The following is a 13,180-nucleotide window of genomic DNA, read 5'->3' on the forward strand; positions in this document are numbered from 1 at the left end:
GCGTCACCTGTTTCCCGGCCAGGCGGTCCGGAAACCGGTTGGGAGCGCGACCATGGGCGCCGGCCGGGGGCCCGTCACGACAGCGTGAGCCGGCGCAGCGACCCGTCGTCGCCGACCCGGTAGAGGTCGAGCCGGTTGGTGCCGGCGGCGAAGAGCCGGTCGTCGGGGAGGAACGCCGCGAACCGCCGGCCTCCGGCGTCCGGGGGCACCACGGGCACCACCGCGCCGACCGTGCCGTTCACCGCGACGGCGAGCCGCGTCCCGTCGGGCACGTCGTCCGGGACCGTCCCCCAGACCAGCGCGGGCAGGCCGCCGCGCGCCGGGTCGACCGCGTCGAAGGCGTCCCGGTTCGCCACCGTGGCGGACCCGACCACCGGCACGTCGGGGACCCGGGTGCCGACGAGCGGGTCGACGGGTACGAACGGGAGCGGGGCGGGCACCCCGCCGGTGATCGTCACCGGCTGGCCGGGGCGGTCGTAGAAGCGCTTGTCGCTACGCTCGCGCGGGGCCGCCGCGGCCGACCGGCCGTCCATCCGCCAGGGCACCCGCATGTGGGTCTCGTCGGCGATCGTGGGCAGCAGGTCCACGTGCTCCCAGTTGCGGTCGTCCACCCGTCCGGCGCGCTGGCCGGGTTTCTTGACGAACATCGGTACCCAGGCCACCTCGTTCGCGGCGTGGTCGATGGCGTCCATCCCACGCCCCTGCCAGTCCCGCCGGAAGCTCACCCCGTGGTCGGCGGTGACCACCACCAGCGCCTGGTCGTAGAGGCCGGTGGCGCGCAGCGTGCGCAGCGTCTCGCCGAGCAGCCGGTCGGTGTAGCCGAGCTGGGCCAGGTGCCGGGCGCGGGCCAGGTCGACCCAGCCGGCGCCGTCGTTCGGCAGGTCCTCGGGCGCGGCGTAGTGCGCCCCGGACGGCAGGTACGCCCACGGCGAGTGCGGCATCAGCAGGTGCAGGAAGTGCAGCGTGGGCCGGGGGTCGGGGCGCAGCCCGGCGAGGAACGAGGTGAACCGGGCCGGCTGGTTGTCGTCGAGGGTGTCCCAGCGGAACTTGGGGTCGTCCGGCACCGGCTCGGCGGCGTCCAGCCCGGCCTCGGCGGCGGTCCGCTCGCGGTAGGAGTCCTCCGGGTCGACGCGGCTGTCCACCGGCGCGGCGATCCGGCCCAGCAGCTTGCCACTCTCCCGGACCAGCACCCCGAGTCCCTGTTCCGGCGTCGTGGCCTGCTCGCAGCGGCTAGGCGGGCAGAGCCGGGTGATGCTCTCCTCGGCCTTGACCCGGTACAGGCCGCCGAGCGCGGTGAACAGGTTGTCCGGGTACTGCGAGTAGTGCGGCGCCACGCCCCGCTCGGGGTAGCGCCCGGTGAGCATCGCGGGCAGCGCGTAGGGCGTCCAGCCGCTGACGCCGGTGGCGTTGCGGTACCAGGTCGACCCGGCCGCGAGTGCGGCGAAGTTCGGGTAGCGGGCGGCGTCGATCCGGCCGTCCGGGCCGAGCAGCGACACCAGCGGCAGCTCGTCCAGCACGATCATGACCACCGGCGGGTGCGTGCCCGCGCCGGCCACCCCGGCCGCGCCGCCCTCGCCGCGCGGCAGCACCACCGCCGAGGCCGGCGAGGCGAACAGGAACAACCCGACGAACACCAGCGGCCCGGCGGCGGCCACCCGCAGCACCCGCCGGGGCGCCCGCCACCGCCGGTGCGCGGCCGCCCCGGCGGCTCCGGCCACACCGGCGACCACAAGCAGGGGTACGCCCCGAAGCGGCGTGACGTGCCGGCCGACCTGGACCGCCAGCGCGGCGAGCAGCAGGCCGACGAACGCGGTGTGCACGGCGGCCCGGACGAGGCGTCCGGCGGGCACCGCGAGCGCGCCGAGCAGCGCGAACGCGCCCAGTAGGCCGAACAGCGCTGTCGGCGCGAGCGCGATCAGGGCGACCAGGAGCAGCACGTCGCCCCGGGATGCGCGGTGGAACAGGAAAAAGTCGGGGCTGCGGCCGAGCACGTCGAGCAGCGGCTGGGTGACCACCAGCCCGACCAGCGCCGTCACCTCCGCCAGCCGCGCCGCCTCGGACCGCCACCAGGGCGGGCGTTCCCGCCGGTCCGGGCCGGCCGCGTGGTCCCGGGGTGGCGCGAGGGTGCGCTCAGCCACCCACCACCACCTGGTAGAGCGTGCGGGTGCCGGACGGCAGCTCGGTGCGGGCGACCACCCGGCCCCGGCGGGCCAGCAGCGCCTCGAAGGCGTCGCGCCGGTAGTCCGGGAACAGGCCGTCGGGCTTGTTGGCGAGCAGGCGGCGGGCCATCGGGTCGTCCGGGTGCACGAACTCGACCACCAGGCTGCCGCCGGTGGCGGTGAGCGCGGTGAGCTGGTCCAGCACCTCGGGCAGCGGCACGTTGCGTCCGATCGCCAGGTGGTGCACGACGGCGAGGGCGAGCACCACGTCGGCGCGGGCCCGGTCGGCGAACGCGGCCCGCTCGACGCCGCGCCAGCCGCCGCCGGGCGACGGGTCGGCCAGGTCCATCACCAGCGGCAGGATCCGCGTCTCGCCCTCGTCGCGCAGCGCGCGGTAGAGCGTGTCGACCACCGCCGGGTCCTGCTCGACCGCGACGACGTGCGCGGCGTGGCGGGCGGCGATGCGGGCGTACCGGCCGTCGTTGGCGCCCAGGTCCAGCGCCGAGCCGCCGCCGGTGGCGGCCACCGCGCGGTCGACGAACTCCTCCTTGGCCTGCCGGCCCGGCACCGAGTACGCGCACGTGCGCTGGTAGTCCGACCAGTGGCTGCCACCCGGCCGGTGGTCGAGGCGGCGGACCAGTTTCGTCAGTCCGCGTACCGTCGCCAGCGCCAGCTCGCGGGAGAAACCGGCGGCGCGCAACTGGGCGCGGACGTCGGTGGTGCTCGCGGCGGAGTTGCGGGACTGCATCGCGCCGTGCAGGTGCACGTGGGTGGGCACACCGGCCCGCCAGCGCCGGGCGCCGCCGAACAGCCGGCGCATCTGGTCCGCCTCGACGCCGTCGACGCGGGCCCGCAGGAACGGCTGGAAGTCCAGCCCGAGGTGGGCCTGGATCAGCAGCGGGTAGAGCAGCGTCTGGCAGAACTGCCGGTACCCGGCCCAGGGCTCGCCGTCGCGCAGCGCCTCGAACGAGCCGACGTCGATGAAGACGGGTCGCGCGCCGCGCCACTGCACGTTGTACGCCGAGCCGTCCTTGGTGGTGAAGCCGGCCTCCAGGGCGGCACGCAGCACGTCGAGGTGCAGCAGCGCCGCGTCGCGCAGCATGGCGGACGACCACTCGTAGGGGTGCGAGACGAACGGGATGCGTTCGTGCCGCAGCACCGCCGCCCACTGCGTGTCGACAGGGACCGGGGTCAGCTCCTCGGTGGCGACGATCTGCCCCTGCTCGGCCGCGCGGCGGAAGAAGTCGGTGACGGACAGCGCCCGCCAGTCGCGGGCGGAGCGCTCGTCGAGCCCGCGCAGCACCTCTTCGCCCCGGTGGAACACCCGGTTGCCGGGGTCGCGGAAGGAGCCGGGTTCGACACGGACGCCGGTGTCGGGGACCGTCACGCCGCGGGGCCCTGGTCGCTGGGCTGGCGGCGGAACCGGGACACCAGGCGCCGCCAGTAGAGCTTGGCGGCCACGGCCACTCCGGCCACGCCGCCGACCACCGCCTGCACGATGAGACTGCCCGATCCCGCGTCCAGGTAGGCCAGGTGGTTCACGGCTGCTTTCCTTCCGTCGCCGGTCGTCGGTGCGCGCCCGGTATGCGAGCTTTAATGCTCAAAGCCGGACTTGTTCCCCACCGTAACGCCTCGGGCGCCGCACGCGCGGCCACACCGGCCACTCGTCCCCCGTCCGATCCGTTCAAGACGGGCGGTCCGTTCGCGCCTACCGTGGCGGCATGACACCGCAGTTCGATCTGGTCGGGGCCGTGGTCACCGACATGCCGCGCACGCTCGACTTCTACCGGCGGCTGGGGCTGCCGATCCCGGCCGGCGCCGAGACGGAAGGACACGTGGAGGTCACCCTGCCGAACGGCGTACGGCTGGCCTGGGACACGGTCGAGGTGATCCGCAGCTTCCACCCCGACTTCGACCCGTCCGGCGGCAACAACCGGATGAGCCTGGCCTTCCGGTGCGCCGACCCGGCCGAGGTGGACCGCTGGTACGCCGAGCTGACCGCCGCCGGCCACCACGGTGAGCTGCCCCCGTGGGACGCGTTCTGGGGCCAGCGGTACGCGGTCCTGCACGACCCGGACGGCAACGGCGTGGACCTGTTCGCCCCGCTGCCGGCGGGCGACTGACCGGCGGCCGGTCAGGCGGTGGCCGGGGTGAGCAGCCGCGTCGGGGGCACCCCGGCCAGCTCCCGCACCTCGCGGGTGAGGTGGGCCTGATCGGCGTACCCGCTGCGCACCGCCACCTCGGCGAGCGGCGCGCCGGTACGGGCCAGGTCCAGCGCGCGGCGCATCCGCAGGATGCGGGCCAGCGTCTTCGGGCCGTACCCGAACAGGGTCCGGCTGCGCCGATGCAGGGCCCGCGCGCCGAGGCCGACCTCGGCGGCGGTCGCGGCCACAGTGGCCCCGGCGGACAGGCGTCCGGCGATCCGCGCGCCGAGCGGGTCGGGGCCGCCGGCGGCGCGCAGCCGATCCCGGGCGACCCGCGTCAGCACGGCAGCGGCGGCGTCCGTCCCGTCGCTGCCGGCCGGCGCGGACAGCGCGGCCTCGACCCGCTCGGCCACCTCGGCGGCGACGCGGCCCCACAGGTCCGCGAGCGGTACGCGGCGGTCCCGCAGCTCCTCGGCGGGCACGCCGAACACGGCCGGGCCGGTTCCCGGCGGCAGTCGCAGTCCGATCCACCGGTCCCCCGGCGCCGACCGCGACAGGTGCGCGGTGCGGTCCGGACCGGCCACCAGCGGCCCGTTCCGGCTGGACCAGAGCAGGTCGACGCACCCGTCCGGCAGCACCCGCGTCTCGCTCCCGCCGGACACGCTGCTCCACAGCACCCCGCCCGGAACTCCCGGCGCCCCCCACTCCCGGTACACGCCCTCAACCCTGCCACCCTCCCCGTCGATCATGAAGTTGACGCCACCGGCGTCCGGCGTGTCGCGCCGCCAACCTCATGATCGACGGGGTGGGAGGGGTCACTGGCGGTGGTGCATCGCCAGGCGGAGCAGGAGGAAGCGCAGGGCCGTCGCGGCCAGGTTGGCCACGACCAGGACGGTCAGCTCCAGCAGGCGGGCCGGGGTCGTGGTGGCGTGCAGGGTGGCGAGGGAGCCGCTGGTCAGGGCCAAGCCCAGCGCGAACGCCAGCAACCCCTGGAGGTGGTGCCGGCCGGCGTGCCGGCGTCCGCTGACCCCGAACGTGAGCCGCCGGTTGGCCGCCGTGTTCGCCACCGCCGTGAGCAGCAACGCCAGCAGGTTCGCCGGCTGCGCCCCGAGCGGTCCGCGGGCCAGCAGGAACAACAGCAGGTACGCGAGCGTGCTCGCCACGCCCACCGCGGCGAACCGGACGAGCTGACGCGGCAGGCCGGGCGGCACCCGCGCCGGTGGGGCCGGCAACGGGCCGCGGCCGAGCTGGGCGCGCAGCTGCGCCAGCGGCAGCGCCCCGGTGACCAGCGCACGGCCCAGCCGCCCGATGCCCCGCAGGTCGGCCAGCGCGGTGGCGACGATGTCGACGCGGCTGTCCGGGTCGTCCACCCAGTCCACCGGCACCTCGTGGATGCGCAGCCCGGCCCGCTGCGCCAGGACCAGCAGCTCGGTGTCGAAGAACCAGCCGGTGTCGCGCACCAGCGGCAGCAGCTCGGCCGCCACGTCGGCGCGGATAGCCTTGAAGCCGCACTGCGCGTCGGAGAAACGCGCCGCGAGCGTGCCGCGCAGCAGCAGGTTGTAGCCCCGCGAGATCACCTCCCGCTTGGCGCCCCGGACCACCCGGCTGGTCCGCGCCAGCCGGGTGCCGATGGCCAGGTCCGAGTGCCCGGAGATGAGCGGCGCCACGAGCGGCAGCAACGCCGCCAGGTCGGTGGAGAGGTCCACGTCCATGTACGCGAGCACCGGCGCGGGCGAGGCCGACCACGCGGCCCGCAGCGCCCGCCCGCGTCCCTTCTCGTCCAGGCGCAGCACCCCCACCTCGGGCAGTTCGTCGGCGAGCGCCCGGGCCACCGCCGGGGTGCCGTCCACGCTGGCGTTGTCGGCCACCGTGATCCGGAACGGGTACGGGAAGTGCGCGGTCAGGTGCTCGTGCAGCCGCCGGACGCAGGGGCCCAGGTCGGCCTCCTCGTTGTAGACCGGAACCACCACGTCGAGCACCGCGCTGCCGGTGGCGGGCCGGGCCCGCACAGCGGCCCGGGGCGCGTACGTGCCGGTCACCGCTCAGCCCTGCTTTCCGCTGCTCAGGTCGTACACGGTCACGCCGTCGACGGTGCTCGCGGTGAAGGTTCCGGCGACCCAGGCGGCGATCTCGGCCGAGGCGTTGCTGCCGCCGTTGGCGCGGAACCCGCCGCCGCCGAGGAAGTAGTGGATCCGCCCGTCGGCGACGTAGCGCTGGAACTCGGTGAGCGTCGGCGACGGATCGCTGCCGTTGAAGCCGCCGATCGGCATGACCGGCCGGCCGGTGGCCAGCTGGTAGCCGGAGGCGTTGTTCGAGCCGATCGTGGCGGCGACCCAGGTGTAGTCGTCGGCGTCGGCGGTGAGCAGAGCGGTCATCTCGGCGCTCGGCTCGCGGGCGTCGAGCAGCCCGCCCATGCCCCCGCCGCGCTGGCCCCGGCCGCCCGGTCCCATGCCACCCTCCGGACCGGCGCCGCCGGGCGCGCCCGGGGCCGAACCACCGCCCGGGAAGCCGGGGAATCCACCGGCGTTCGCCCCGCCGCCCGGCCAGGTGCCGTCCGGACCCGTGCCGTTGGAGCCGGTGCCGCCCGGGAAGCCCGGGAAGCCCGGGAACTGCCCGTTCCCGCCGCCCGGCATCCGCCCGCCCGGTCCACCCGGGCCGCCGAAGCCACCCGCTCCAGCCGGACCGGCGCTCGGAATGGCGCCGCTGTGCGGGGTGGCAGCGGTCTGCATCGCGTACGCGGCCGGCCCGGCCAGCGCCACCGCGATCCCGGCGACGGACACCACCGGCACCACCCACCGCACCACCCGCCCGGCAAACCCGGCCCGGTGCCCCGCCGCCGCCCCCGCCTCGGAGTTGACCAAGGGGTTTGGGTCATCCTGAACGCCGTTCCCGGACACAAACTCCTTGATCACCGGGGTGGGCGGGGAGCCCGGGGTGGGCGGGGAGCCGGGAGAGGGCGGAGCGGCCCGGCGGGGGCGGGTGAGGAACGCCGATGCGGCCAGGAGGACGGCTGTGGTCAGGCCCAGGGCCAGGACCGTGGGGCGCAGCCAGGGGTGCCAGTCGGGGGTGCGGCCGAGCAGGTGCCAGGACCACCCGGCGGTGACCGCGAGCGTGGCGGCCAGGACCAGCGTGGCGGCGAACCCACGCCACCGGGCCGGCGCTGCCGAGTCAGATGCAGCCGAGCCAGATGCAGCCGGACCCTGCGGGGCGGGCGCCATCGCCTCGGCGGAGCGGGCCCGCCAGAGCACTGTGACGCCGATGCCGGCCAGCGCGCCGACCGCCGGGGCCAGGGCGACCGTGTAGTAGGCGTGGAAGATGCCGGACATGAAGCTGAAGATCAGTCCGGTGACCAGCAGCCAGCCGCCCCAGAGCAGCAGACCGGCCCGGATCCGGTCGGTACGCGGCGCCCGCCCGGCCAGCCACAGCCCGGCGACCAGCAGGATCAACGCGGCCGGCAGCAGCCAGGAGATCTGCCCGCCCACCTCGGTGTCGAACATCCGCAGCAGACCGGCCTGCCCGGAGAACGGTCCGCCGCCGGGGCGTCCGCCGCCACCGCCGACGCTGCCCACCTCGTCGCCGGTGATCCGGCCCAGGCCGTTGTAGCCGAGCGTCAGCTCCAGGACGCTGTTGTTCTGCGAGCCGCCGACGTAGGGGCGGGCGCCGGCCGGCACCAGTTCCACGATCGCCACCCACCAGCCGGCCGAGACGACGACGGCGAGCCCGGCCAGCAGGAGCTGGCGGATGCGCCGTCCCAGGCCGGTCGGCGCGGTCAGCAGGTAGACCCCGGCGAAGACCGGGATCACCAGGAACGCCTGGAGCATCTTGGTGAGGAAGCCGAAGCCGACGAGCACGCCGGTCAGCGCGATCCACCGGGTACTCGCCGTCTCGACCGCGCGCACAGTCGCGTACGCGGCGGCGACCAGCAGGAACACCAGCAGCGCGTCCGGGTTGTTGAACCGGAACATCAGCGTCGCCACCGGGGTGAGCGCGAGCACCGTCCCGGCGAGCAGCCCGGCGGCCGGGCCGTACCAGCGGCGCACCGTCGCGTACAGCACGCCGACCGAGGCGACGCCGAGCAGCGCCTGCGGCACCAGGATCGACCAGCTGCTCAAGCCGAAGATCCGGACCGACAGCGCCATCAGCCAGAGCGAGGCGGGGGTCTTGTCCACCGTGATCGAGTTGGCCGCGTCGGACGAGCCGTAGAGGAACGCGGTCCAGTTCTGCGACCCGGCCTGCACGGCTGCCGAGTAGAACGCGTTGGCCCAGCCGGAGGCGCCCAGTCCCCACAGGTAGAGCACCCCGGTGGCGGCCAGCAGGCCGAGCAGGGCCGGGCGGACCCAGCGCGGATCGGAGCCGGTGCGGTTCTCCAGGGGTACGGGCACGGTTCCGGGTGGTCCGGCCGCGGGCGCGGTCAGCAGGCTCTCGGTTCTGTCCATGCCGGCAAGCCTCGGAGCGCCCGCTGACCCGCTGCCGTGAGCAGCCTATGCGTCGGCTGTGGATCCGGGCAGCCAGACCGTGAACGCGGTGTGGCCGGGCCGGCTGACCACGTCGACCCGGCCGTGGTGGGCCTCCACCACGGCGGCGACGATGGCGAGGCCGAGGCCGGTGCTGCCCTGCGCGCGGGAGCGGGAGCTGTCGCCGCGCGCGAAGCGCTCGAAGACCTCCGGCTGCAACTGCTCCGGGATGCCCGGCCCGTCGTCGGTGACGCGCAGCTCGACGCCGCCGGGCACGGGTGCGAGCCGTACGGTCACAGTGGTGCCGGCCGGGGTGTGCACCCGCGCGTTGGCGAGCAGGTTCGCCAGCACCTGGTGCAGACGGTGGGCGTCGCCGGTGACGGTGAGCGGCTCGTCGGGCAGGTCGAGTTGCCAGCGGTGGTCCGGGCCGGCGACGTGCGCGTCGCTGACCGCGTTCACCGCCATGGCGGTCAGGTCGACCGGCTCGGTGGCGAGCGGGCGGCCGGAGTCCAGCCGGGCCAGCAGCAGCAGGTCGTCGACGAGGCTGGTCATCCGGGTGCTCTCCGACTCGACGCGGCGCAGCGCGTGCGCCACGTCGGGCGGGACCTCCTGGCGGCCCCGGCGGGCCACCTCGGCGTACCCGCGGATGGCGGCCAGGGGGGTGCGCAGCTCGTGGCTGGCGTCGGCGACGAACTGGCGTACCCGGGTCTCGCTGGCCTGCCGGGCGGCGAGCGCGGCGGCGACGTGGCCGAGCATCCGGTTGAGCGCGCCGCCGACCTGCCCGACCTCGGTGCGGGGGTCGGTGTCGGCGGCCGGCACCCGCACCGACAGGGCCACCTCGCCGCGGTCCAGCGGCAGTTCGGTGACCCGTGCGGCGGTGGCGGCGACGCGGTTGAGCGGGCGCAGCGTGGCCCGCACGACGAGCGTGCCGAGGGCGCCGGCGATGACCAGCCCGGCGCCGATCACCCCGGCCTGGGCGACGACCATCCACATGACGGTGTCGTCCACCTGGGCCATCGGGATCGCGAGGACCAGGACGTCGCCGTCGCCGCGCGGCGAGGGCATCGCGACCGCCCGGTACTCGCCCCGGTCACCGACGACGACGGTGCGCGGGCGTTCACCGGCGGGTACGCGGGCCAGCGCGGTCAGGTCCGCGGCGGGCACCTCCTCGCTGTCACCGTCGCCGGACCGGATCCGGCCGACGGGTTCGGCGGTGGCGGGCACCCGGACCGCGATCGAGCCCGGCGGGAAACCGCCCGGGGGCGCGGGCGCCACCTCGTCGGAGTCCGGCGGGATGGGCTGCTGGTCCGGGCGCGGCGGATCCATGCCCCGCCGGGCCCAGCGTTCGAGGTCGTCCGGGCGGCGGTCGCCGAAGCTGAGCTGGTTGTCGATCTGGTCGATCAGGAAGTGCCGCAGCGCGACGGTGGTCAGGCCGCCGATGCCGACGCTGACCAGCGCCAGCAGCGCCACCACGGAGAGCACCAGCCGGCGGCGCAGCGACCAGCCGGCCAGGCGGCGGCGCAGCCGGCCGCGGCCGTCACTCGGCCGGCTTGAGGACATAGCCCGCCCCACGCAACGTGTGGATCATGGGCGCCCGGCCCGCGTCGATCTTCTTGCGCAGGTACGAGATGTACAGCTCGACCACGTTGGCCTGGCCGCCGAAGTCGTAGTTCCAGACCCGGTCGAGGATCTGCGCCTTGCTGAGCACGCGGCGCGGGTTGCGCATGAGATAGCGCAGCAGCTCGAACTCGGTGGCGGTGAGCGTGATCAGGTCGTCGCCGCGGCGTACCTCGTGGCTGTCCTCGTCGAGGGTGAGGTCGCCGACGGTGAGCACCGCCTCCTGACGGGCGGCGACCGCGAAGCCGGAGCGGCGCAGCAGCGCGCGCAGCCGGGCGATCACCTCCTCCAGGCTGAACGGCTTGGTGACGTAGTCGTCGCCGCCGACGGTGAGCCCGGCGACGCGCTCCTCCACGGCGTCCTTGGCGGTCAGGAACAGCACCGGCACGCTCGGCGACTCCTCCCGCAGGCGGCGCAGCACCTGGAAGCCGTCCAGGTCGGGCAGCATCACGTCGAGCACCACGGCGTCCGGGCGGAACTGGCGGGCGGTGCTGATCGCCGCCATCCCGTTGCCGGCCGTGGCGACCTGCCAGCCCTCGTACCGCAGGGCCATGGAGAGCAGGTCGGTGAGCGTCGGCTCGTCGTCGACCACGAGCACCCGCACCGGCTCGCCGTCCGGTCGGCGCAGCTCGATCCGACCCTGCGCGGACTGCGCGTTCATGACCATGCCCCCATCGTGGGCGGACCCGCTGTCGCCGGGCTGTCCCGATCCTGTGTACCAGCTGTGCGCGCCAGGCGACGGGGATCCGGGCAGGTCCGGCCGGGTCTTCCGCACGCAGGCTACCCGATGGTAACTTGCGGGCATGTCCATCGACGGTCGTTTTTCCGGCCGGCTGGCCGGCAAGGTGGTGCTCGTGACCGGGGCGGCCCGCGGCATCGGCGCCCACACCGCCCGCCTCGCGGCCGCCCGCGGCGCCCGGCTGGCACTTGTCGGGCTGGAACCCGACCGGCTCGCCGCGCTCGCCGCCGAGCTGGGCCCCGGGCACGTCTGGTTCGCCGCCGACGTCACCGACCAGGCCGCCCTCGCCGCGGCGGTCGACGGGACGGTCGAGACGCTGGGCGGGATCGACGCGGTGGTCGCGAACGCGGGCGTGGCCAACCGCGGCACGATCGCCGTCGGCGACGTCGAGGCGCTGGTGCGTACCGTCGAGGTCAACCTGATCGGGGTGATGCGCACCGCCGCGGCGACCGTGCCGGCGCTCGTCGACCGGGGTGGCTACCTGCTCATCGTGTCCTCGGCCGCGGCGTTCGCCGCGCTGCCCGGCATGGCCGCCTACTGCGCCTCCAAGGCTGGTGTCGAGCAGTTCGGCAACGCGGTCCGGCTGGAGCTGGCGCACCGGGGCGTGGCGGTCGGCACCGCCCATCCGTCGTGGGTGGACACCGACCTGGTCCGCGAGGCGCGCGCCGACCTGCCGGCCTTCGAAGCGGCGCTGGCGAAACTGCCGTGGCCGCTGCGGCGCACCACCACTGTCATCGAGTGCGCCGAGGCGTTCGTGCGGGCGATCGAGCGCCGCAGCCGCCGGGTGTACGTGCCGCGCGCCGTGGCCGGCGTGCAGGCGGTGCGCTCGGTGCTGGTCAGCCCGCTGGCCGACCGCCTGGTGGGCCGCACCGCCCGGACCACCGTACCGCTGATCGAGGAGCAGGCCCGGGCGCTGGGCCGGGGCTTCGGCCCCAGCACACCGCAGGGGCGGCCGTGACCGCGCCCATGGAGGTCGTCTACGAGCGGCGCGGCGCCGGGCCCACGCTGGTGCTGCTGCACGGCATCGGTCACCACGGCGGCGCCTGGCGGCCGGTGCTGGACCGGCTCGCCGAGGCGCACGACGTGATAGCCGTCGACCTGCCGGGCTTCGGCCGCTCGCCGGTGCCCGCCGCCGGGCTGCCCGCCGACATGCGCGGGCTGGCCACCGCCATGATCGAGCTGTTCGCCGCGTTCGGGCTGGAGCGCCCGCACGTCGCGGGCAACAGCCTCGGCGGGGCGATCGCGCTGGAGTTGGCAGCGCTCGACGCGGTCTCCTCCGCCACCGCGCTGTCCCCGGCCGGCTTCTGCACCGCGCGCGAGCTGCGCTGGGCACTGACCGTGCTCACCCTGCACCGCAACGCCGCCCGGCTGCCCGAACCGGTGCTGCGCCGCCTGTTCGCCGCGCCCGCGGGGCGGATGCTGGCGATGGGCATGATCCTGGCCCGGCCCAACCGGATGGCGCTCGACGACGCGCTCGCCGACGCCCGCGCGCTGCGCCAGGCGCGGGCGTTCCGCGCCGTCGCCCGCGCCGGCCGGGGATACGCCTACGCGGGCGCGCCGACAGTGCCGGTGACCATCGCCTGGGGTACGCGGGACCGGATCCTGCCCTACCGGCAGGCCGCGCTGGCGCGTACCCGGCTGCCCGGCGCGCGGCACCTCGACCTGCCCGGCTGCGGGCACGTGCCGATGCACGACGACCCGGAGCTGGTCGCCTCGGTCATCCTCGGCACCACAGGCGCCCGCCCGGACTGAGCCCTCACTCGGTCGCGCCGAACGGGAACGTGTGCACGTAGCGCATCGTCCAGCCGCCCGGCGCGGCGTGCTCGTCGCGTTCGTAGAGGTGGTCGGCCACCCCCTCGGCCGGTTCCTCGGGATGACGCATCACCCACCGTGGCGGCGGCCCGCCGTCCGGCCCCGCGGGCAGATCCCGGGTCAGCTCGTCGGCCGGACCGCCGACGAACCGTACGCGCACCGAAGCCACCGCCGCCCTCCCTGTGTCGACCCCCCGCCGCGAAGCTACCCCGCCGGGACGGGAACCCCCGGCGGTTTGCACAGCTCCGGGGCCGG

At 75.6% G+C, this 13,180-nt stretch carries 12 protein-coding genes; 3 read left to right on the forward strand and 9 right to left on the reverse strand.

The window, feature by feature from the left end; translation table 11 throughout:
• Nucleotides 1–74 precede the first annotated feature (74 nt).
• Genes AMK25_RS19410 through AMK25_RS32450 form a run of 3 tightly spaced genes read right to left on the reverse strand, consistent with a single transcriptional unit; the run spans nt 75 to nt 3,701 of the window.
• Nucleotides 75–2,138, reverse strand: a complete 2,064-nt coding sequence (locus AMK25_RS19410) for a sulfatase-like hydrolase/transferase (RefSeq protein ID WP_073829747.1) — start codon at nt 2,136–2,138, stop codon at nt 75–77.
• Nucleotides 2,131–3,546: a methyltransferase domain-containing protein gene (locus AMK25_RS19415; RefSeq protein ID WP_073829748.1), complete on the reverse strand. Its 1,416-nt coding sequence runs from the start codon at nt 3,544–3,546 to the stop codon at nt 2,131–2,133. The genes AMK25_RS19410 and AMK25_RS19415 overlap by 8 nt, the downstream gene beginning before the upstream one ends.
• Entirely contained in the window at nt 3,543–3,701 is a 159-nt protein-coding gene (locus AMK25_RS32450; RefSeq protein WP_184685639.1) for a hypothetical protein, read from the reverse strand. Before AMK25_RS32450 ends, AMK25_RS19415 begins: the two co-directional genes overlap by 4 nt.
• A gap of 179 nt (nt 3,702–3,880) precedes the next feature.
• On the opposite strand from AMK25_RS32450, the gene AMK25_RS19420 reads away from it, so the two are divergent.
• Nucleotides 3,881–4,282 carry a VOC family protein gene (locus AMK25_RS19420; protein WP_073829749.1) on the forward strand — a complete coding sequence of 134 codons (402 nt, stop codon included), beginning with the start codon at nt 3,881–3,883 and terminating at the stop codon, nt 4,280–4,282.
• 11 nt (nt 4,283–4,293) lie between these two features.
• On the opposite strand, the gene AMK25_RS19425 is transcribed toward AMK25_RS19420, so the two are convergent.
• From AMK25_RS19425 to AMK25_RS19445, 5 genes are all read right to left on the reverse strand, one after another.
• Complete coding sequence (locus tag AMK25_RS19425) at nt 4,294–5,019, reverse strand: helix-turn-helix transcriptional regulator (RefSeq protein WP_073829750.1); 726 nt, start codon at nt 5,017–5,019, stop codon at nt 4,294–4,296.
• Nucleotides 5,020–5,118: 99 nt separating this feature from the next.
• Complete coding sequence (locus AMK25_RS19430) at nt 5,119–6,342, reverse strand: dolichyl-phosphate beta-glucosyltransferase (protein ID WP_073829751.1); 1,224 nt, start codon at nt 6,340–6,342, stop codon at nt 5,119–5,121.
• Between the two features lie 3 nt (nt 6,343–6,345).
• Entirely contained in the window at nt 6,346–8,739 is a 2,394-nt protein-coding gene (locus AMK25_RS19435; RefSeq protein WP_073829752.1) for an ArnT family glycosyltransferase, read from the reverse strand.
• A gap of 45 nt (nt 8,740–8,784) precedes the next feature.
• On the reverse strand, nt 8,785–10,317 hold the full coding sequence (locus AMK25_RS19440) for a sensor histidine kinase (RefSeq protein WP_073829753.1): 1,533 nt from the start codon (nt 10,315–10,317) through the stop codon (nt 8,785–8,787).
• On the reverse strand, nt 10,295–11,041 hold the full coding sequence (locus AMK25_RS19445) for a response regulator transcription factor (protein ID WP_073829754.1): 747 nt from the start codon (nt 11,039–11,041) through the stop codon (nt 10,295–10,297). Before AMK25_RS19445 ends, AMK25_RS19440 begins: the two co-directional genes overlap by 23 nt.
• A 136-nt stretch (nt 11,042–11,177) precedes the next feature.
• Here AMK25_RS19445 and AMK25_RS19450 point away from each other — a divergent pair, with 136 nt between their 5' ends.
• Both AMK25_RS19450 and AMK25_RS19455 read left to right on the forward strand, forming a co-directional pair.
• Nucleotides 11,178–12,071, forward strand: a complete 894-nt coding sequence (locus AMK25_RS19450; protein ID WP_073829755.1) for an SDR family oxidoreductase — start codon at nt 11,178–11,180, stop codon at nt 12,069–12,071.
• The gene (locus AMK25_RS19455; protein ID WP_073829756.1) at nt 12,068–12,865 is read left to right on the forward strand and encodes an alpha/beta fold hydrolase; all 798 of its coding nucleotides are present in this window, start codon (nt 12,068–12,070) and stop codon (nt 12,863–12,865) included. Before AMK25_RS19450 ends, AMK25_RS19455 begins: the two co-directional genes overlap by 4 nt.
• Nucleotides 12,866–12,869: 4 nt before the next feature.
• Here AMK25_RS19455 and AMK25_RS19460 read toward each other — a convergent pair whose 3' ends face one another.
• A complete protein-coding gene (locus AMK25_RS19460; RefSeq protein ID WP_073829757.1) occupies nt 12,870–13,094 on the reverse strand; it encodes a hypothetical protein in 225 nt (74 codons plus the stop codon).
• Between the last annotated feature and the right edge of the window lie 86 nt (nt 13,095–13,180).

The organism is Micromonospora sp. TSRI0369 (genome assembly GCF_001905625.1).
Taxonomy (GTDB): Bacteria; Actinomycetota; Actinomycetes; order Mycobacteriales; family Micromonosporaceae; genus Micromonospora; species Micromonospora echinospora_A.